This is a genomic window from Allobosea sp. GW821-FHT12C12, from assembly GCF_058807355.1.
The window spans coordinates 260764-280904 of record NZ_JBXAQP010000001.1; the positions used below are offsets into that span (position 1 = coordinate 260764).

Below are 20141 nucleotides of genomic sequence, written 5' to 3' on the forward strand. Positions count from 1 at the left end.
CTGAAGCCTGAAACAGCGCCGGAGCGCCGGCATGTCGTCACAACCTCAGGGTGGCCTGGATTGGCGAACAATGCCTTAACGACGACGAGGCGGGAGTCGGGCCATGCGTTGTTTTCATGCGTTTGGCGGCTATCCGTTGCGTCCTGGGCAAAGTCTTGCCTGCCGCCAAACGTGCCGCCTATAAGGCGCTCCGAACCGTGATCGCCGCAGGGCGGTCCAGCCTGCGGGCCCATTCGACAGCGAGAGCGGAGGCCGACATCCCATGGCCGGGCATTCCCAGTTCAAGAATATCATGCACCGCAAGGGCAAGCAGGACGCGGTGCGCGCCAAGCTGTTCTCGAAGCTCGGTCGCGAGATCACCGTCGCCGCCAAGATGGGCATGCCCGACCCCGCGATGAACCCGCGCCTGCGCATGGCGGTGCTCGCCGCGCGCGCCGAGAACATGCCCAAGGACAACATCCAGCGCGCCATCAACAAGGCCGCCGGCGGCGAAGGCGAAAACTATGACGAGGTCCGCTACGAGGGCTACGGGCCGGGCGGCGCGGCCGTCATCGTCGAGGCGCTGACCGATAACCGCAACCGCACGGCCTCCGCCGTGCGCTCCTATTTCACCAAATCAGGCGGGGCGCTGGGCGAGAGCAATTCGGTCTCGTTCATGTTCGCCCGCGTCGGCGAGATCAGCTATCCGCCGGAAGCCGGCGACGCCGACAAGGTGATGGAGGCCGCGATCGAGGCCGGCGCCGACGACGTCATCTCCGACGAGACCGGCCACGTCATCCTCTGCGCTTTCGACGCCCTGAACGAGGTCTCCAAGGCGCTGGAGGCGGCGCTCGGCCAGCCTTCCTCCGCCAAGCCGGTCTGGCGGCCGAGCACCTCGGCGCCGCTCGACGAGGAGAAGGCCGCCTCGATGATCAAACTGATGGAGGCGCTCGACAATGACGATGACGTGCAGAACGTCTTCGCCAATTTCGAGATCAGCGACGAGATCATGGCGAGGCTCGGCGCGGGCTAAGCCGCACGCCATTCGTTACGGCCCCAACCAGTTGCCGCGCGACAGGCGCCGGCCGTATGGCCGTCCACCGCGCAAGGCCTTCCGGGCGGCGGCGATTTCTGGTTGAAGGACGCGGTCGCCTCTCCGTTCCGGCCGATGCCGCCCCGCCGCGCGAGCGCCCATGTCGATCGTCTTCTCCGCGCTGGTCGCGGCCTTCGTCGGCTTCGCCGCCTCCGTCGCCGTGGTGCTGGCCGCGACGCAGGCCGTCGGCGCGACGCCCGGCCAGGCCGTCTCCTGGATCGCCGGTCTCGCCATCGCCCAGGCCGGCGCCGGCATCTGGCTGTCCTGGCGCCACAGGATGCCGATGATTTGCGCCTGGTCGACGCCGGGGGCGGCGCTGATCGCGGCGACGAGCGGGCTCGACATCGCGGCCGCCGTCGGCGCGTTCCTGCTCTCGGCCGTGCTGATGATGCTGACCGCCGCGTTCCGGCCGCTGGGCGCGCTGGTCGAGCGCATCCCGATGCCGATCGCCTCGGCGATGCTGGCCGGCGTGATCTTCCGCTTCGTCGTCGCCGTCTTCGACGAGATGAAGCTCAGCCCCGGCCTCGTGCTGCCGCTGCTGGCGATCTTCCTGCTGGCGCGGCTGGTCAACCCGTTCCTCGGCGTCATCGCCGCGTTGGCGGCCGGCCTCGCGGTCAGCTTCGCGACGGGCCTCGCGAGCTGGCCGGGCGGGCCTCTGTCGCTGACCAGTCTCGAGCTCGTCACGCCGCGCTTCGACGCCGCGGCCCTGCTCGGCGTCGGCATCCCGCTCTATCTCGTCACCATGGCGGCGCAGAACCTGCCCGGCTTCGCGGTCCTGCGCGCGGCGGGCTATCAGCCGCCGACGGCGCCGGGCCTCTTCGTCACCGGCCTCGCCTCGTTCCTCGCCGCCCCGTTCGGCTCGCACATGGTCAACATGGCCGCGATCAGCGCCTCGATCTGCACCGGCCCGGACACCCACCCCGACCCGGGAGAGCGCTGGAAGGCCGGCATCCTCTACGGGCTCGCCTATCTCGGCATCGCCGCCTGCGCGGGCCTCCTGCTCGCGCTGATCGTCGCCATGCCCAAGGCGCTGATCGTCGCGGTCGCCGGGCTCGGTCTCGTCGGCTCGCTGACCGGCGCGCTCGGCCAGGCGATGACCGCCGGGAGGGAACGTTTCGCCGCCGTCGTCGCCTTCGCGGTCGCGGCCTCCAGCCTGTCGCTGTTCGGCGTCGGATCGGCCTTCTGGAGCCTGGTCGCGGGCCTCGCGGTCTTGACATTGGACACGCTGGCAGGCCGTTTGCGCGCCAGATCATGACCACGCACGCTCCCCAAACCCGCCTGATGCTGGTGACGCCCAGGGTCGCCGACCCCGAGGCGATGGCGTTTCGCCTGATGCAGGCCTTTGCCGGCGGCGACGTCGCCGCCGTGCTGCTTCGCCTGCCCGAGGGCGACGACCGCGGCCGCATCGAGACGGTCAAGCGCCTCGCCGGCCCCGTGCAGGCGCAGAACGTCGCGCTCGTCGTCGAGGCGTCGGCGCTCGTCGCCGCGCGCGGCGGCGCCGACGGCGTCCATCTGACCCAAGGGCCGGAGGCCGTCGCGGAAGCGCGCTCCAGCCTGAAGAGCGAACGCATCATCGGCGCAGGGCTTCTGCGCGCCCGCCACGACGCGATGGACATCGGCGAGGCCGGCGTCGACTACGTCATGTTCGGGGAGCCGCGCCCGGACGGCTCGCTGCCGCCGCTGCCGGCGGTGATCGAACGCGCCGGCTGGTGGGCCGAGATCTTCGAGACGCCCTGCGTCGCCTATGCGCCGGATGCGGAGTCGATTCCCGCGCTCGTCGAGACCCGGGCCGAATTCGTGGCGCTGGGCGATTGGGCCTTTGCGGACGGCGTGGACATCCGCGGCCTCGTGACCGAGGCCAACGCGGCGATCGCGGCCCATGCCGCGCGCGGCCAGGCTCACGCCAGCAAGGTCACGACATGAGCGCGCGCTGGCGCAGCCTCGCGCTGGCGGCCGGGATCATCCTCTCAGCCGCGGCCGATGCGCGAGCCGCGACGCCCGACCTCGCCTATGGCGCCTACCAGACCGGGCATTACCGCCGCGCCGTGCAGGAGGCGCTGAAGCGGATCGAGGCCGACACCAGCGACGCGGCCGCGATGACCCTGCTCGGCGAGATCTACCGGCAGGGCCTCGGCGTGCCCGAGGACGCCGTCGCCGCGACCGAATGGTATGCCCGCGCCGCCGAGCGCGGCGACATCAACGCGATCTACGCGCTCGCCATCGCGCTGCTCGGCAATGCCGGCTCCGACAAGGTCAGGGCCGACCCTGTTCGCGCCGGCCAGTTGCTGGAGCAGGCCGCCGCCGCCGGCCACCCCGCAGCCAACTACAACCTCGCGCTGGCCCTGCTCGCGACGGGAGAACCGGCCGACGAGGCCCGCGCCGTCGCCTGCCTCGAGATCGCCGCCCGCGCCGATATCGGCGAGGCGCTGCATGCGCTCGGCACGCTGGCGAAGCAAGGCCGGGCCATGCCGCAAAGCGACGCGAAGGCCGCCGACTGGATGGCCCGCGCCGCCAATGCGGGCTACATCCCCGGCGAGGTCGAATACGCGATCATGCTGTTCAACGGCACGGGGGTCGCCAAGGACGAGACCGCCGCCGCGCGGTTCTTCCTGCGCGCCGCCGGCAAGGGCAACCCGATCGCCCAGAACCGGCTGGCCAGGCTCTACCAGACCGGGCGCGGCATTCCGCCGGACTCGATCGAGGCCGCCGCCTGGCATCTCGCGGCCCGCGCGCGCGGGCTCGCCGACCCCCAGCTCGACCAGCTTTTCGACGGACTGAACCCCGAGCAGCAGGGCCGCGCCGCGGCTCTTGCCGCGACCCGCATCGAGGGCGCGGCCTTGACGTCGTCCGGCCAGGCGAGCAAGTGACACGCTGAACCTTTCGGCTGATATCCCCAACCCCCTCATCCCGAGGAGCGCCGCAGGCGCGTCTCGAAGGATGCTCCAGTTCGCGCAAGAGACATCTGGAGCATCCTTCGAGACGCAGGCTTCGCCTGCTCATCAGGATGAGGACTGTGGGGAAACCGATCGAAATCGCGCATCGGCGCGCACGAGGTATCGATGATCCGCTCCCCCCTGATGACCGTGATGACGGACGCCGTGATGAAGGCATCGCGCTCGCTGAAGCGCGATTTCGGCGAGGTCGAGAACCTGCAGGTGCTGGCCAAGGGGCCGGGCGACTTCGTCTCCAAGGCCGACCACAAGGCCGAGGAGATCATCCGCGCCGCGCTGGAGAAGGCGCGGCCGGGCTATGGCTTCGTGATGGAGGAGAGTGGCGCCGTCGCCGGCACGGACGAGAGCAACCGCTGGCACATCGACCCGCTCGACGGCACGCACAACTTCCTGCGCGGCATCCCGCACTGGAACATCTCGGTCGCGCTGGAGCGCGACAACCAGTTCATTGCCGGCGTGGTCTACGACGCCGCCAAGGACGAGATGTTCGTGGCCGAGAAGGGCAAGGGCGCCTATGTCAACAACCGTCGCCTGCGCGTCTCGGGGAGGCGCGAGCCGGCCGACATGCTGATCGGCACCGGCATCCCCCATATCGGCAAGCCCGGCCACCCGCTCTTCCTGCGCGAACTCGGCGCGGCGATGGCCCGGTTCGCCAATGTCAGGCGCATGGGCTCGGCCGCGCTCGACATCGCCTATGTCGCCGCCGGCCGCATGGACGCCTATTGGGAGCGCGGGCTCAACAGCTGGGATTTCGCCGCCGGCGCGGTGCTGATCCGCGAGGCGGGCGGCGCCTTCGGCACCCTCGACGGCAAGCAGCCGACGGCGGCGAAGGACGTGATCTGCGGCAACGAAGCCGGCGAACAAGCCCTCCGTGCCGCTCTGAAGTCGGCGGGCTGACATATCCCTTTGTTCTTTCCCGCTTGATCATGGCGGCACGGGAGGCGACAGTCCGGGCCGCGACGACAAATCCGGATGGATTGAAAAAGCATGGCGAATGAGGACATGGCGGCGGAGCCGGCCGCTATCGCACCGAGGCGGCAGGAGGCTCGCCAGGAGGAGACGAGGTTTTCGCGTCCGCTGCGCTATGCGATCCGCGCGATCCTGTTCCTGGCGCTGATCGGCTTCCTCGGCTTCATCCTGCAGGGCGGGCTGGTTTCGGCCTTCATGACCAATCCGGGCCTGAACGGCCTGATCCTCGGCGCGCTCGCCGTCGGCTGCCTGATCGCGCTGCGCGAGCTCTGGCGCATCCACTCGGAGGCCGGCGCCGCCAACCGCCTCGCCGCCGACCCCGGCCGCGCCCGCATCGACCGCCGCCAGGTGATCGCGCCATTGGGCGGCGTCCTGCCGGCGCTGGAGGTCGGCAGCCTCGCTCCCGCGCAGGCGACCACGCTGCTGGAATCGGTCGCGGTCAGGCTCGACGACGGGCGCGAGGTGCTGCGCTATCTCGGCGGCCTGCTCGTCTTCCTCGGCCTGCTCGGCACCTTCTGGGGCCTGCTCGACACCGTCTCCTCGGTCGGCAACGTCATCAAATCCCTGCGCACCGGCGCGGAAGCCGGCGTGCTGTTCGACGAGCTCAAGGCCGGCCTCGCCGCCCCGCTCGCCGGCATGGGGCTGTCCTTCTCGTCCTCGCTCTTCGGCATCGCCGGCTCGCTGGTGCTCGGCTTCCTCGAATTGCAGGTGGCGCAGGCCCAGCGCCGCTTCCGCAACGAGGTCGAGACCTGGCTCGGCACGCGCACCTCGACCACGGGCACGCCGGCGCTCGCCATGGCGTTCCAGCCGCGCGGCGGCGACGGCCTCGCCGAGCGCCTCGACAAGCTCGGCGAGGCGATGAGCGAGGGCGGCGCCAACAACCGCGCCGCGACGCAGGCGCTCGCCAATCTCGCCGAGGGCGTGCAGGGCCTGGTCCAGCACATGCGGGCCGAACAGCAGCTCATCCGCGACTGGGTCGAGGCGCAGGCCGCGCGCGAGAAGGACCTCAAGCGCCTGATCGAGCGGCTGACCAACGACAGCATGATGGAGCCATGATCGCGCGGCAGATTGCGCATGATCCCGACGCCCGCAGGACCTGAACGATGGCCCTTTCCCGCTCCCACCGCCGCGATGAGACCAATTTCTGGCCGGGCTTCGTCGACGCGCTCTCGACGATGCTGATCGGCATCGTCTTCCTGCTTTCGGTCTTCGTGCTCGGCCAGTTCTTCCTGTCGCAGGAGCTGACCGGCAAGGACACCGCGCTGGACCGGCTCAACCGCCAGATTTCCGAGCTGACCGACCTGCTCGCCCTGGAGCGTTCGACCAACCGGCAGACGCAGGAGAACCTCGCGCTGCTGCAATCGACGCTGACCCGCGAACAGGGCGAGCGCGGGCGTATCCAGGGCCTGCTGGAGCAGCAGAACAGCGACGCGCCGGCCCAGCTCGCCGACGCGCGGAAGACGATCGAGACCGAACGGCAGCTCTCGGCCCGGGCCCAGGCCACCGTCGAGATGGTCAACCAGCAGATCGTCGCGATGCGCCGCCAGCTCGCCGCGCTCGAGGAGGCGCTCGGCGCGTCCGAGGCCAAGGACAAGGAATCGCAGGCGCGCATCTCCGAGCTCGGCTCGCGGCTGAACGTGGCCCTGGCGCAGCGCGTGCAGGAGCTGGCGCGCTATCGCTCCGACTTCTTCGGCCGCCTGCGCCAGGTGCTCGGCACGCGCCCCGATATCCGCGTCGTCGGCGACCGCTTCGTCTTCCAGTCAGAGGTTTTCTTCGACGCGAGCCAGGCCGTGCTCAAGCCGGACGGCCGCGGCGAACTCGACAAGCTCGGCGCGATCATCGCCGATCTCGGCCGCGAGATGCCGCCGGACATCCCCTGGATCCTGCGCGTCGACGGCCATACCGACAACCGCCCGATTCGGACGGCTCAATTCCAGTCGAACTGGAACCTTTCGACCGCGCGCGCCGTCTCGGTGGTCGAGTACCTGATCACCAAGGGCATCCCGCCCGACCGCATCGCCGCCACCGGCTTCGGCGAGTTCCAGCCCCTCGACGTCGCCAACAGCGACGAGGCCTATCGCAGGAACCGCCGCATCGAATTCAAGATCACCGAGCGGTGAGGGAGAGACGATGGATCAGGTCAACCCGCAACCCTCGGCCAAAGCCGGCTCCATCGCCGCGCCGGCGGACGCCGCCGCGCGCCGCGCCAAGGCCGCCGTCGTCTGCTACCCCGTCGCCAAACTGCCGCCCGTCGACATGGCGCTGCTCGACCGGGCCCGCGCGCACCTGACCAAGATCGACGAGGTGATCGTCCCGCCGCGCGACGGGCGCGCCTTTGCCGTGCCGAAGGGCCATTTCGTCCGGATCGTCAGCGTCGAGGGGCCGCAGGTCGGCGACCTGAACCTGTGGAACGCGAATGACCTCTCCGAGCGCTTCTTCAGCGGCAAGACGCGCCAGCTCCACGCCACCCATGTCTCGACGGGCGACCGGCTCTGGAGCTGCATGCCATTCTTGCGCCCCCTGGCGACGATCACGCACGACACGCTCGGCTGGTACGGCATCGACGCCGATGGCGGCGGCATCCACGACGTCATCGGCACGCGCTGCGACCCCTACACCAACCGCCTGCTCGGCGGCGGCGACTATCACCATTGCTGCCATTCCAACCTGTCGCGGGCGCTGGCGGCGGCAAAGCGGCTCGCGCCCCGCGAGGTCGAGCACCATGTCCACGACGTGCTCAACGTCTTCATGTGCACAGGCTTCACCCGCGACACGAACCAGTACTTCATGAAGGCGAGCCCGGTCCGGCCGGGCGACTACATCGAGTTCTTCGCCGAGATCGACCTCATCGGCGCGCTCTCGGCCTGTCCCGGCGGCGATTGCGGCGCGACCCATTCGAGCGACACCGCCGCCTGCTACCCGCTGAAGATCGAGATCTTCCGGACCGAGCAGGAACTGCTGGAGGGCTGGCAGTCGCCGGAGGCCAGCGCCTATCCGCGCACGCATGGCGCGGCGGCGACGTTGCAAGGCGCTTAAGCCGCCTCCAGCCCGAACTGCAGCGCCGCCAGCCGGGCATAGAGCCCGCCGCGCGCCTTCAGCTCGGAATGACTGCCCTCCTCGACCACCCTGCCCTCGTCCATCACCAGGATCCGGTCGGCCGAGAGGATGGTGGCCAGCCGATGCGCCACGACCAGCGTCGTGCGGCCGGCCATCAGCGCATCGAGCGCGTCCTGGACGGCGCGCTCGCTTTCGGAATCGAGCGCGCTGGTCGCCTCGTCGAGCAGCAGGATCGGCGCGTCCTTGAGCACGGCGCGCGCGATGGCCAGGCGCTGGCGCTGGCCGCCGGACAACGTGACGCCGCGCTCGCCGATGATCGTCTCGTAACCGTCCGGCAGCGCCCTGATGAAGCCGTCGGCGGCGGCGAGCCGCGCCGCCTCCTCGATCTCGGCCTGCGACGCGCCCGGCCTTCCATAGGCGATGTTGTCGCGCACCGGGACGCCGAACACGGTCGGCTCCTGCGGCACCAATGCGAAGCGCTCGCGCCAGACCTCCGGATCGGCCTCGGGCGCCCGGACGCCATCGACGACGACGCGGCCAGAGGCCGGATCGTAGAAGCGCAACGCCAGCTGCAGCACGGTGCTCTTGCCCGCCCCCGAAGGACCGACCAGCGCGACGCGTTCGCCGGGGCGGATGGTCAGCGTCAGCCCGCTCAGCGCCGACAGGCTGCGGCCGGGATAGGAAAAAGAGACGTTCTCGAAGGCGAGTTCGCCGCGCGGCGGCTGCGGCATCGGCTTCGGATTCGGCGGCGCGGCGATAGCGGGCCGGGTCGCCAGGATCTCGCCGAGACGGCCAGCCGCGCCGGCCGCAGCCGAGATCTCGCCATAGACCTCCGAGAGCTGGCCGAGCGAGCTTGCCGCCAGCACGGCGTAGAGGATGAACTGCGACAGCCGCCCGCCGGTCATGCGGCCCTCGAACACTTCGGTCGCGCCGGTCCAGAGCACCCAGACGACGCTGGCGCTGACGAGGAAGATCGCGACGCCGGAGAGCAGCGCCCGCGAGGCGGTGGCGGCGCGCGAGGCGCCATAGGCGTCGTCGGAGGCATTGGCGAAGCGCTCCGCCGTCTGCCGCGCCGCCCCGAAGGACTGCATCGTCCGGATCGCGCCGACCGCTTCCGAGGCGAAGGCGGAGGCGTCGGCGAGCCGGTCCTGCGCCGCGCGGGACCGCCGTCGCACCGAACGGCCCGACAGCACCAGCGGCAGCACGATCAGCGGGATCGCCGCGATCACGATCGCCGAAAGCTGCGGGCTCGTCACGATCATCAGCGTCAGAGCGCCGATCACCATGATGCCGTTGCGCAGCGCGATCGAGGCCGTCGAGCCGAAGGTCGACTTGATCTGGGTGGTGTCGGCCGTCAGCCGCGAGACGAGGTCGCCGGCCCGGCTCGAATCGAAGAAGGCGGGCTCGAGCCTGGTCAGATGGGCGAAGACGTCGGCGCGCAGGTCGGCGACGATGCGCTCGCCGACGGTCATGACGAGATAGAACCTGGCCGAACTCGCGACGGCCAGAACGGCGACGACGCCGATCAGCAGGATGAAATAGCTGTTGGCCATCTGCTGCTCGCCGCCGGAGAAGCCGACATCGATGACGCGGCGGACCGCCAGCGGCAGGATCAGCGTCGCGCCGGACGCGACGACGAGCGCCAGCAGCGCCAGCGCGATGCGCCCCTTCTGCCGCAGCGCATAGGGCCAGAAGGACGAGAGCGATCGGAAATCCGGCCGGGTCTTCGTTTCGGTATCGCTCAACTCGGCCACGCGTGGTCCTGTCATGCTTGCGCTGTCGGCCGCTCTGCGCTATGGCGCTCGCGACTTCACGACAGGCTCATACGAAGTGTTCGACGGGCCGGGCAGGCTCGCCTGCTTGTCATTCACGCCCGCTTGCGATTTGAGGATTTCGCCATGAAGACCGGCATCCATCCCGACTACCACACCATCAAGGTCGTCATGACCAATGGCACCGAATACTTCACCCGTTCGACGCTCGGCAAGGAGGGCGACACCCTCAATCTCGACATCGACCCGACGACGCACCCGGCCTGGACCGGCGGCTCGCAGACCATGCTCGATCGCGGCGGCCGGGTTTCGCGCTTCAATACGCGCTTTGCCGGCCTCGGGGCGCTCGGCAAGAAGTGAAATCGCTGCGATCGACCTGATCGCCTCCCAGGCAGACAGCAAAAGGCCCGGCCATTACTGGCCGGGCCTTTTGCTGTCTGGCGGCGATTGGTCGCGCCGCCAATGCCGGTTCAGCGGCCCAACCCCAGCCGCGCCTGCAGGCTGGCGAGCTGGTCCTGCACCGGGTTGGCCTTCTCCTGCGCCACGGTCGCGCCCGACATCTGGCTTTCGAGATGGCGGATGCGGTCCTGCAGGCGCACCGAATGCGCCATCAGGTCGCGCAGGCTCTGCGGCAGCCGGGCGAAATCCTGATGGGCCGGCTGGATCATCGGCTCAGCAATGCGGACCTTGTTGTTCTCGGCGCGGGCCTGCTCGGCGGTCATCTCGCCCTCGGCCACGGCGCGCTGGACCAGGAGCCAGGAGGCGATCTGCATCAGCCGCGTGGTCAGGCGCATGCTCTCGGTGGCGTAGGTCAGCGAGACCTCGCGCGGCAGCGCCGCGGAGTCCTTGCGCCCGTCGCCGTCGAGATAGGACGCGGTCTGCTCGACCAGCCCCATGCCCTCCCGGAAAAGGACCATGAAAGCCTCGGACTTGACGAAGCCGCGCGCGAACGAGATCGCCCCATCGTCCGATTCGCGGTCCAGCATCAGCACATCGTTCATCGCGGTGTCTCCCCTCGGCACGGATGTGTGCGCGTCCGGGACGCGAACACGGCACATGCCGCCAACACCGCAAGGATAGCGCCGATGCGAGGCGCGGGCTGCGGTAAGGTCGGGTTAACCTTAACGAAGGTAGGGACGAAAAAAAGAGCCGCCCGAAGGCGGCTCGAAGGTCAACAGGGAGGCGTCAAACAGAGTGGGCAGGAGCCACTCGACATCCAGAGAAACTGGATGATGCGATTCATACTTTGGAATCGTTAAGGCCGGGTTAACGGCGCCGGGCCCCGTCCCGCTTTTCACTCCGACTTGCGGAAAAAAGCGTCGGCCGCCGAGCGCGAGGCGTCCTTCTTCGCCCGCGCCGCCATCAGCCGCTCGATCTCGGCCTTCAGCGCATCGACGCGCTCGTCGATCTCCCCCAGCGACAGCATCGACAGATCCTGCCCGATCTCGTGCACCGATTTCGGCTTCGGGCGGTCCTCCTCTGGAAAGATCGACATGGCTGCCTCACATTCGCATGCATCGCGGGTCGGCTCGGTTTTACAGCGTCGCCGCCGCCAACTCCACCCGACGCCCGACAGGACAACCCCGACATGACAGCCCTGCCCGCCAGCATGACCGCGATCGGCTTCGACAAGCCGGGCGGCCCCGAGGTCCTGCATGCCCGGACGCGGGCCTTGCCGCGGCCCGGGCCGGGCGAGATTCTGGTCAAGGTCGCGGCCGCCGGCATCAACCGCCCCGACGTGCTCCAGCGCATGGGCGGCTATGCCCCGCCGCCCGGCGCGTCCGATGTTCCGGGCCTCGAGATCGCCGGCACGGTCGTTGCGCTCGGCGAAGGCGCGAGCCGGTTCAGGTCCGGCGACCAGCTCTGCGGCCTCGTCGCCGGCGGCGGCTATGCGGAATACGCGGTCGTGCATGAGAGCAATGCGCTGCCCGTGCCCGCCGGCCTGTCGCTCACCGAGGCCGCAGCGATCCCCGAGACCTATTTCACCGTCTGGACCAACGTCTTCCAGCGCGGCCGGCTGCAGGCGGGCGAAAGCCTGATGGTCCATGGCGGCACGTCGGGCATCGGCACCACCGCGATCCAGCTCGCCAAGGCCTTCGGCGCGTCCGTGCTCGCGACCGCCGGCTCGGCCGAGAAATGCCAGGCCTGCATCGACCTCGGCGCCGATCGCGCGATCAATTATCGGAATGAGGATTTCGTCACGGCGAGCAAGGAAGCGACCGGCGGTCGCGGCGTCGACCTGATCCTCGACATGGTCGGCGGCGACTATATCGCCCGCAACTACGAGGCCGCCGCCGAGAGCGGCCGGATCGTCCAGATCGCCTTCCTCGACGGCCCCAAGGCCGAGGTCGATTTCCGCAAGCTGATGATGAAGCGGCTGACCCATACCGGCTCGACGCTCCGCCCGCGCACGATCGCCGAGAAATCCGCCATCGCCGCGGAACTGCGCGAAAAAGTCTGGCCGCTGATCGAGGCCGGCCGCTGCAAGCCCGTGATGTTCAAGACCTTCCCGCTCGGCGAGGCGGCCGCCGCCCACGCGCTGATGGAGAGCAACGCCCATATCGGCAAGATCGTGCTGACGATGTGAGCTTTCCGTCATTGCGAGGAGGCGCGGCGGACGAAGCAATCCAAACGGGTGTCGAGCGAGATGCTGGATTGTTTCGCCGCGCTCGCAGTGACGGGAGAGCAACGCTCTCCATGGACAGCCGCCGCGCCCTCGCCTATAAGCCGGCCATCCCTCTCATCGCCGATGATTTGGATGGCCGGCCGGGAAGGCCGGTCGGCGCCTGAGAGCTATTGTCCGCGACGCTGACCCGGTCCGAGGACCGGATTTCGAAATTCAGGAGACGTCCCGTGTCACAACCCCCGCTGATGCCTAAGGCCACCGCGGTCTGGCTCGTCGAGAACACCTCCCTGACCTTCGAGCAGATCGCCGAGTTCTGCAGACTGCACCCGCTGGAGGTGCGCGGCATCGCCGATGGCGAGGTCGCCGCCGGCATCAAGGGCCTCGATCCGATCAACTCCGGTCAGCTCACCCGCGAGGAACTGGAGCGCGCCGCCGCCAACCCGGCCCATCACCTCAAGCTCGCCGAGCGCAAGGTGAAGGTGCCCGAGATGAAGAAGGCCAAGGGTCCGCGTTACACGCCGGTCTCCAAGCGCCAGGACCGGCCCAACGCCATCCTCTGGCTGCTGCGCAACCATCCCGAGCTCAAGGATGCGCAGGTCATCCGCCTGATCGGCACGACCAAGTCGACCATCGCCCAGATCCGCGACCGCACCCACTGGAACGCCCAGACGCTGACGCCGATCGATCCGGTCTCCTTGGGGCTGTGCTCGCAGATCGATCTCGATTTCGAGGTCGGCCGCGCCGCCAAGGAGCGCCCGGCCGCCGTCGCCGAGATCGGCTCGACCCTGCTGCCGGCGGAGGAGACGACCGCGCCGGCTCCCGCGCCCGCGCTCAGCCAGACCTTTGCCGACATGGGCAAGCCCAAGCGCGAGGAAGAGGCCGCGATCGACGTCGATTCGGTCTTCTCCAAGCTCAAGCAGATGAAGCGCCCGGCCGACGAGGATGAGGATTGAGGATGATGGGGTCGCTGCTTGCAGCGGCCCTTTTTCGTTGAGAGAGCGCGATGTCCCAGCCCGGCACGCTCGCCTTCACCCTCCTCGGCACCGGCGCGCCGCCCGTCAGCCTGCGCCGGGCCGGCCCGGCCCATCTCGTAGAGGGCGCGGGCCGCAAGCTGCTGATCGATTGCGGCTCGGGCGTCGGCCAGCGGCTCGTCGCGGCAGGCAGCCGCGGAGCCGATGTCGACGCGCTGATCGTCACCCACGAGCATTCCGACCATCTGGTCGATTTCTACCAGCTCGTGATCTCGTCCTGGCATCAGGGCCGCAGCAGACCTTGGCGCGTGCTCGCGCCGCAGCCGGCGCTGGCGAACATGCGCGCGCAATACGGGGCCTTCGCCCGCGAACGCGCGCTGCGCATCGCCTTCGAGAAGCGGCCGGACGCGACCGGGCTCGAGGTGATCTTCGAGGAGCTTCGCGAAGGTCTGGTCGCCGGCACGGGCGATCTCGTCGTCGAGGCCTTTCTGGTCGACCACAAGCCGGTCGAGCCGGCCATCGGGCTTGCGCTCTCCTGCGGCGAAAGCCGCATCGTCTTTTCGGGCGACACGCGACTTTGCGCGTCACTGGAGAAGGCGGCTCAGGGCTGCGACCTCCTGGTCTGCGAAGTCTTCATCGATGGTCAGATGCCGGTCGTCGCCGGCGTCCGCTCGGCCGAGACGGTCGCCTCCGTCGCGAGCTACCACATGACGCCTGCGGTCGTGGCCGGTCTCGCGACCCGCGCGGGCGCGAAGGCGCTGGCGCTGACCCATCTCGTGCCGCCCGCCGCCGACACGTCGGTGCTTGCCCGCGAGATCAGGGCGGCGGGCTACGCCGGCCCGCTGATCGTCGGCGAGGATCTGATGCGGGTGACCCTTCCGGAACGGCTGCTTGGCTGGAACGGCGCGACGATCGGATTTTGAGCCGTCATTCCGGGGCTTCGCGCAACGAAGAGCCCGGAACACACGACCGGGTGAACGCTTTCGGCGACGTTCGGCAACCGGCTCGCCCGGTCGCGGGTTCCGGGTTCGCGCCTACGGCGCGCCCCGGAATGACAGGTGCTACCCGATCCCCCGGCCTTTCAGCGCGACCCCGATCTCGCCCAGCACCGCCGGGTCCTCGATCGTCGCCGGCATCGCATACTCCTCGCCATCGGCGATCTTCCTCATCGTCGCGCGCAGGATTTTCCCCGAGCGCGTCTTGGGCAGGCGGCTTACCGTCAGCGCCAGCCTGAACGCGGCCACGGGGCCGATCCTGTCCCGAACCAGCGCGACGAGCTCGCGCTCGATCTCGGCGGGATCCTGCGTCACGCCGGATTTCAGCACGACGAAACCGCAGGGCTGCTCGCCCTTGAGCGCGTCGCGGATGCCGACCACGGCGCATTCGGCCACGGCCGGATGGCTGGCCAGCGCCTCCTCCATGCCGCCGGTCGAGAGCCGGTGGCCGGCGACGTTGATGATGTCGTCGGTGCGGCCCATGATGAAGATGTAGCCGTCCTCGTCGATATAGCCGGCATCCGAGGTGTTGTAGTAGCCCGGAAACGCCGTGAGATAGGCCTCGCGGAAGCGGGCGTCGTCCTGCCACAGCGTCGGCAGCGCGCCGGGCGGCAGCGGCAGCTTCAGCACGATCGCGCCCATCGTCCCGGCCGGCACGGGCTTGCCGGCCTCGTCGAGGCATTCGACGGAAAAGCCCGGCAGCGGCACGCTCGGCGAGCCGTGCTTCACCGGCAGAAGCTCCAGCCCCATCGGGTTGCCGGCGATGCAGTAGCCGGTCTCGGTCTGCCACCAATGGTCGATCACCGGAACCCTCAGGACCTCTTCGGCCCATTTCAGCGTATCGGGATCGGCCCGCTCGCCGGCGAGGAAGAGCGCGCGGAATTGCGACAGGTCGTGCCCGGCGATCAGCTTCGCCTGCGGATCCTCCTTGCGGATGGCGCGGAACGCCGTCGGCGCGGTGAACAGCGCCACCGCCCCGTGCTCGGCGGCGACGCGCCAGAACGCGCCTGCGTCGGGCGTGCCGACCGGCTTACCCTCGTAGAGCACCGAGGTCGCGCCCTGGATCAGCGGACCGTAGACGATATAGCTGTGCCCGACGACCCAGCCGACGTCCGACGCCGTGAACATCACCTCGCCTGGCTTCACCCCGTAGAGATTGTCCATGGTCCATTTCAGCGCGACCATGTGGCCGCCATTGTCGCGCACCACGCCCTTGGGTCGGCCGGTCGTGCCGGAGGTGTAAAGCACATAAAGGGGATCGGTCGCAGCGACCGGCACGCATTGCGCCTTGCGGCCATTGGCGCGCGCGGCGGCGACCAGCGTGCGCCAGTTCCTGTCGCGCCGGACATGCATCGAGCAATCGGCCTGCGGGCGCTGCAACACGAGGCAGGTCTCGGGCTTGTGACCGGCGAGGTCGATCGCGGCGTCGAGCAGCGGCTTGTACTCGACGACGCGCGCCGGCTCGATGCCGCAGGTCGCGGTCATGACCACCTTCGGCCGCGCATCGTCGATCCGGGTCGCCAGTTCCTTGGCCGCGAAGCCGCCGAACACGACCGAATGAACCGCGCCGATGCGCGCGCAGGCGAGCATGGCGAAGGCGGCCTCCGGCACCATCGGCATGTAGACGATGACGCGGTCGCCCTTGGCGACGCCGAGGTCCTGCAGCACGGCGGCCAGCGTCGAGACCTCGTCTAGCATCTGCGCATAGGTCCATGACGCCTTCGTCCCGGTGACCGGGCTGTCGTGGATCAGCGCGGTCTGCTCGCCCCTACCGTCGCGGACATGCCGGTCGAGCGCGTTGAAGCAGGTGTTGCAGGTCGCATCCGGAAACCAGCGGCCATAGGGGCCGGACGCCGGGTCGAAGATCGTCCGCGGCGGGTCGATCCAGTCGAGTCCCTGCGCGGCCTCTGCCCAGAAGCCCTGCGGATCGGCCTGCCAGCGCGCATAGGTCTCGGCATAGCCGGGTGCATGCGGGGCATTCATCGGACGCGTTCCTCTTCGCGGCGTTCTGGCCTAGACCCATCGCGAGACGGCTGCGGGACAGGCTGATTTTGGCCGGATCGTGCGCAGCAAGCATAGCCGCGCGCAAGCGTGCGGCATGTCAGACTTTCGCAGAGCGGCCGTGCGTTGATCCCATGATCCTCGACCCATGATCCTCGACCCATGACCTTCGACGCAGCCTTCTTCGCCGCCATGGCGCCGGCCGTCATCCTGATGGGGCTGGCCAAGGGCGGCTTTTCCGGGCTCGGCCTGTTGTCGCTGCCGCTGATGGCGCTGGTCGTCTCGCCGGTGCAGGCGGCGGCGATCATGCTGCCGCTGCTGATCGCGCAGGATGTCGTGACCGTCTGGTCCTACCGGCGCGAGTTCGACCGGCGCGCGCTTGCGACGATGGCTCCGGGCGCGGTGCTCGGCATCCTCGCCGGCTATCTGCTGGCGGCGCGGGTCTCGGATGCCGCGGTGGGCCTGTCCGTCGGGTTGATCTCGATCGGATTCGCGTTGCGCCGTCTGCTCGGGGCCGGGCTGGCGACGATGCCGGGCAAGCCCGCCGCGTTCGCTCCGGGAACGGTCTGGGGCGCGCTCAGCGGCTTCACCAGCATGATCGCCCATGCCGGCGGGCCGCCCTTCCAGATCTACGTCCTGCCGCAGCGGTTGGCGCCCGCCGTCTATGTCGGCACCAACGCCATCTTCTTCGCCGCGATGAACCTGATCAAGGTCGCGCCCTATCTCGCGCTCGGCCAGTTCACCCCGGCTAACCTCAGCGCCTCCGCGGCGCTTTTCCCGATCGCCATCGCCGCGACCTTCGCAGGAGTCTGGCTGGTGCGCCGGGTGCCGCCGGAGCGCTTCTACACGATCATCTACTGGTTGCTGCTCGCGGTCGGCGCCAAGCTCCTGTTCGATGGCGTGCGCGGGCTGCATTTGCTCGACGCCCGCGTCGCGATTGCATCGCCCCGGAAAACCGGCTGGACTGCCGGCGAGCCATCCGGGGAACCGCCGCCGCCATGACGACAAGCGCAAGAGAGACGACCAGCGCCTATGACCGCGATCTCGACCGCAATCCGGCGAATTTCCAGCCGCTGACGCCGCTGACCTTCCTGGAGCGGGCGGCCGGCGTCTATCCGGACCGCATCGCGATCGTCCACGGCCCGCTGCGGCGCTCCTATGCCGAGTTCTACGCCCGCGCCCGCCGCCTCGCCTCGGCGCTGGCGAAGCATGGCGTCGGCAAGAACGACACCGTGGCAGTGATGCTGCCCAACACGCCGGCCATGCTCGAATGCCATTACGGCGTGCCGATGTGCGGCGCGGTGCTGAACACGCTGAACACGCGGCTGGATGCGGCGATCATCGCCTTCTCGCTCGACCACGGCGAGGCGAAGGTCGTGATCACCGACCGCGAATTCTCGAAGACGATGCAGGACGCCCTCACCCTGTGCACGGTAAAGCCGCTCGTCATCGACTATGACGACCCGGTCCATGACGGGTCGGGCGAGCGGCTGGGCGGCGTCGAATACGAGGACTTCCTCGTGCAGGGCGACGCCGATTTCGCCTGGGCCATGCCGGCCGACGAATGGGACGCGATCTCGCTGAACTATACCTCGGGCACCACCGGCGACCCCAAGGGCGTGGTCTACCATCATCGCGGTGCGAGCCTGCTCGCGACCTCGAACGTCGTCACCTGCGGCATGGCCAAGCACCCGGTCTATCTCTGGACGCTGCCGATGTTCCATTGCAACGGCTGGTGCTTTCCCTGGTCGATCTCGATCCTGGCGGGCACCCATGTCTGCCTGCGCCAGGTCCGCGCCAAGGCGATGTTCGAGGCGCTCGCCGACCATGGCGTGACCCATATGTGCGGCGCGCCGATCGTGATGTCGACGCTGCTCAACGCGAAGCCCGACGAGAAGCGCGACTTCTCGCAGAAAGTCTCCTTCTTCACCGCCGCCGCCCCGCCGCCCGAGGCCGTGCTCGCCGCGATGGCCCAGGCCGGCTTCGAGGTGACGCATCTCTACGGCCTGACCGAGATCTACGGCCCCGCCGTGGTCAATGACTGGAACAGCGATTGGAACGCGCTGCCCGCCGCCGAACAGGCGGCGCTGAAGGCGCGCCAAGGCGTGCGCTATCCGGCTCTGGAAGGGCTGGAGGTGCTCGATCCCGACACGATGGCGCCTGTGCCGCGCGACGGCACGAGCATGGGCGAGGTGATGATGCGCGGCAATGTCGTGATGAAGGGCTACCTCAAGAACCCCAAGGCGACCCAAGAAGCCTTCGCGGGCGGCTGGTTCCATTCCGGCGACCTCGGCGTGCGCTACGCCGACGGCTACATCCAGCTCAAGGACCGCTCGAAGGACATCATCATCTCGGGCGGCGAGAACATCTCCTCGATCGAGGTCGAGGACGCGCTCTACAAGCACCCGGCCGTGCAGGCGGCGGCCGTGGTGGCGAGGCCCGATGAGAAATGGGGCGAGACGCCTTGCGCCTTCGTCGAGCTCAAACCCGGCCAGAGCGCCACCGAGGCCGAGATCATGGCCTGGTGCAAGAGCCTGCTCGCCTCGTTCAAATGCCCGCGCACAGTGGTCTTCACCGAGGTGCCGAAGACCTCGACCGGCAAGATCCAGAAGTTCAGGCTGCGGGAGATGGCGAAGGCGCTGTGAGCGCGCCCTGCCTATTCGACGAACCGAACCCTGACGCCGGGCCTGACCATCGCGGCCAGTTCCTCCGCGTCCCAGTTCGTCAGCCGGACGCAGCCATGCGACGAGGTCTTGCTGACCAGCGCGGGCTCCGGCGTGCCGTGGATGCCGAAGGTCGGCTTCGAGAGGGCGATCCAGATCGTGCCGACCGGATTGTTGGGGCCGCGCGGCAAGGTCAGCCGCTTCTTGTTCCGGCCCTGCTGGAAGTTCTTCTCGGGGTCGTATTCGTAGGTCGGGTTCCTGGCGATCCGCTTGATCGTGTGTTCGCCTTCGGGAGAGGGCGTTTCCTCGCTGCCGATCGTCGCCGGGTAGCTGGCGAGGATGGCTTCGCCGGCGCCATAGGCCACGACCATGCCTGTGCTCTTGACCGCATCGACCCTGGTCACTGGAGCTGACGGGACCGGCCGCTTCACGGAGACGACCGTGATCGCCTCGCCGGCCTTGTCGTAGACGGCCTCGGGATTCAGCGCCTTCAGCAGCTTCTCGCCCATATGGAAGCGCTCGGCGATCATTTCCCCGGGGCTGGTGTAGGAGAGCCGCTTCATCCGCGCCTGCTTGGCGTAATCGCGCGGGATGGCGTCGGCGAACTCGTAGTCGGCGTCCGCCTGCGACAGCGTGTAGCGGGCGATGATCGGGTCGGGATTGTCGCCGCCCAGGGCGGCGAAGGTGGCCGGGTCCATCGCCTCGCCCGCGGGCAGCCCCGCCTGGCGGCGAAACTGCGCGAGCGCCTTGCGGTAGTTCTCGCCGGCGAAGCCGTCGATGACGCCGGGCGAGATGTTGCGTCGGCTGAGCAGAACCTGGGCCTTGACGACGAAGGGGTCCGGCCCCTGATCCTCCGTGGGCGCCGTCGCCGGGAGCACCGCCTGGTTGATCGCCTCGGCGTTGAGCGCCATCGCCGCGCCGCTGCCGAAAGTGGTGAGGCACAGCAGCACGAAGGCCGACAACTGGATTTGCATCGTCATGTTCCCCACAGCCCGGGATCAGCCACAAGACCGCGGGATCGCTCGATTTGTTCCATTTCCGGGACGATTTCCCCGCGCGGCGAT

At 69.0% G+C, this 20141-nt stretch carries 19 protein-coding genes; 14 read left to right on the top strand and 5 right to left on the bottom strand.

Going from position 1 to position 20141, the window contains the following annotated elements; genetic code table 11:
* Positions 1-262 precede the first annotated feature (262 nt).
* From AC1RRW_RS01415 to AC1RRW_RS01450, 8 genes are all read left to right on the top strand, one after another.
* On the top strand, positions 263-1012 hold the full coding sequence (locus AC1RRW_RS01415) for a YebC/PmpR family DNA-binding transcriptional regulator (protein WP_492898454.1): 750 nt from the start codon (positions 263-265) through the stop codon (positions 1010-1012).
* A gap of 160 nt (positions 1013-1172) precedes the next feature.
* Positions 1173-2327: a benzoate/H(+) symporter BenE family transporter gene (locus tag AC1RRW_RS01420; protein WP_492898456.1), complete on the top strand. Its 1155-nt coding sequence runs from the start codon at positions 1173-1175 to the stop codon at positions 2325-2327.
* Entirely contained in the window at positions 2324-2995 is a 672-nt protein-coding gene (locus AC1RRW_RS01425) for a thiamine phosphate synthase (protein ID WP_492898458.1), read from the top strand. Before AC1RRW_RS01420 ends, AC1RRW_RS01425 begins: the two co-directional genes overlap by 4 nt.
* A complete protein-coding gene (locus tag AC1RRW_RS01430) occupies positions 2992-3939 on the top strand; it encodes a tetratricopeptide repeat protein (RefSeq protein ID WP_492898460.1) in 948 nt (315 codons plus the stop codon). The genes AC1RRW_RS01425 and AC1RRW_RS01430 overlap by 4 nt, the downstream gene beginning before the upstream one ends.
* A gap of 192 nt (positions 3940-4131) precedes the next feature.
* A complete protein-coding gene (locus tag AC1RRW_RS01435) occupies positions 4132-4920 on the top strand; it encodes an inositol monophosphatase family protein (protein ID WP_492898462.1) in 789 nt (262 codons plus the stop codon).
* Positions 4921-5010: 90 nt separating this feature from the next.
* The gene (locus AC1RRW_RS01440; protein ID WP_492898464.1) at positions 5011-6048 is read left to right on the top strand and encodes a flagellar motor protein MotA; all 1038 of its coding nucleotides are present in this window, start codon (positions 5011-5013) and stop codon (positions 6046-6048) included.
* Between the two features lie 47 nt (positions 6049-6095).
* A complete protein-coding gene (locus AC1RRW_RS01445) occupies positions 6096-7112 on the top strand; it encodes a peptidoglycan -binding protein (protein WP_492898466.1) in 1017 nt (338 codons plus the stop codon).
* A gap of 10 nt (positions 7113-7122) precedes the next feature.
* Positions 7123-8028: an urea carboxylase-associated family protein gene (locus AC1RRW_RS01450; RefSeq protein WP_492898468.1), complete on the top strand. Its 906-nt coding sequence runs from the start codon at positions 7123-7125 to the stop codon at positions 8026-8028.
* On the opposite strand, the gene AC1RRW_RS01455 is transcribed toward AC1RRW_RS01450, so the two are convergent.
* Positions 8025-9818 (bottom strand): ABC transporter transmembrane domain-containing protein, encoded by a 1794-nt coding sequence (locus AC1RRW_RS01455; RefSeq protein ID WP_492898470.1) that lies wholly within the window; start codon positions 9816-9818, stop codon positions 8025-8027. The genes AC1RRW_RS01450 and AC1RRW_RS01455 overlap by 4 nt on opposite strands.
* A gap of 129 nt (positions 9819-9947) precedes the next feature.
* On the opposite strand from AC1RRW_RS01455, the gene rpmE reads away from it, so the two are divergent.
* Positions 9948-10181: a 50S ribosomal protein L31 gene (gene rpmE / locus AC1RRW_RS01460; protein WP_068175055.1), complete on the top strand. Its 234-nt coding sequence runs from the start codon at positions 9948-9950 to the stop codon at positions 10179-10181.
* Positions 10182-10291: 110 nt separating this feature from the next.
* Here rpmE and rcdA read toward each other — a convergent pair whose 3' ends face one another.
* Both rcdA and AC1RRW_RS01470 read right to left on the bottom strand, forming a co-directional pair.
* Positions 10292-10822, bottom strand: coding sequence for a protease adaptor protein RcdA (rcdA, locus tag AC1RRW_RS01465; protein ID WP_492898472.1), 531 nt, complete (start codon positions 10820-10822; stop codon positions 10292-10294).
* Positions 10823-11115: 293 nt separating this feature from the next.
* Entirely contained in the window at positions 11116-11316 is a 201-nt protein-coding gene (locus tag AC1RRW_RS01470) for a DUF1192 domain-containing protein (protein WP_492898474.1), read from the bottom strand.
* Between the two features lie 93 nt (positions 11317-11409).
* Between AC1RRW_RS01470 and AC1RRW_RS01475 the strand changes: the two genes are divergently transcribed.
* From AC1RRW_RS01475 to AC1RRW_RS01485, 3 genes are all read left to right on the top strand, one after another.
* The gene (locus tag AC1RRW_RS01475; RefSeq protein WP_492898476.1) at positions 11410-12408 is read left to right on the top strand and encodes an NAD(P)H-quinone oxidoreductase; all 999 of its coding nucleotides are present in this window, start codon (positions 11410-11412) and stop codon (positions 12406-12408) included.
* Positions 12409-12674: 266 nt separating this feature from the next.
* A complete protein-coding gene (locus AC1RRW_RS01480; RefSeq protein ID WP_492898478.1) occupies positions 12675-13400 on the top strand; it encodes a DUF1013 domain-containing protein in 726 nt (241 codons plus the stop codon).
* Positions 13401-13450: 50 nt separating this feature from the next.
* The gene (locus AC1RRW_RS01485; protein ID WP_492898480.1) at positions 13451-14341 is read left to right on the top strand and encodes an MBL fold metallo-hydrolase; all 891 of its coding nucleotides are present in this window, start codon (positions 13451-13453) and stop codon (positions 14339-14341) included.
* Positions 14342-14479: 138 nt separating this feature from the next.
* Here the strand turns inward: AC1RRW_RS01485 and AC1RRW_RS01490 are convergent, their stop codons facing one another.
* Positions 14480-16396, bottom strand: a complete 1917-nt coding sequence (locus tag AC1RRW_RS01490; RefSeq protein ID WP_492898482.1) for a propionyl-CoA synthetase — start codon at positions 16394-16396, stop codon at positions 14480-14482.
* A 180-nt stretch (positions 16397-16576) separates the two neighbouring features.
* Here AC1RRW_RS01490 and AC1RRW_RS01495 point away from each other — a divergent pair, with 180 nt between their 5' ends.
* Both AC1RRW_RS01495 and AC1RRW_RS01500 read left to right on the top strand, forming a co-directional pair.
* The gene (locus AC1RRW_RS01495; protein WP_492898484.1) at positions 16577-17416 is read left to right on the top strand and encodes a sulfite exporter TauE/SafE family protein; all 840 of its coding nucleotides are present in this window, start codon (positions 16577-16579) and stop codon (positions 17414-17416) included.
* The gene (locus AC1RRW_RS01500) at positions 17413-19059 is read left to right on the top strand and encodes an acyl-CoA synthetase (RefSeq protein WP_492898486.1); all 1647 of its coding nucleotides are present in this window, start codon (positions 17413-17415) and stop codon (positions 19057-19059) included. Before AC1RRW_RS01495 ends, AC1RRW_RS01500 begins: the two co-directional genes overlap by 4 nt.
* Positions 19060-19070: 11 nt before the next feature.
* Here AC1RRW_RS01500 and AC1RRW_RS01505 read toward each other — a convergent pair whose 3' ends face one another.
* Complete coding sequence (locus tag AC1RRW_RS01505; RefSeq protein WP_492898488.1) at positions 19071-20057, bottom strand: L,D-transpeptidase family protein; 987 nt, start codon at positions 20055-20057, stop codon at positions 19071-19073.
* Positions 20058-20141: the final 84 nt, after the last annotated feature.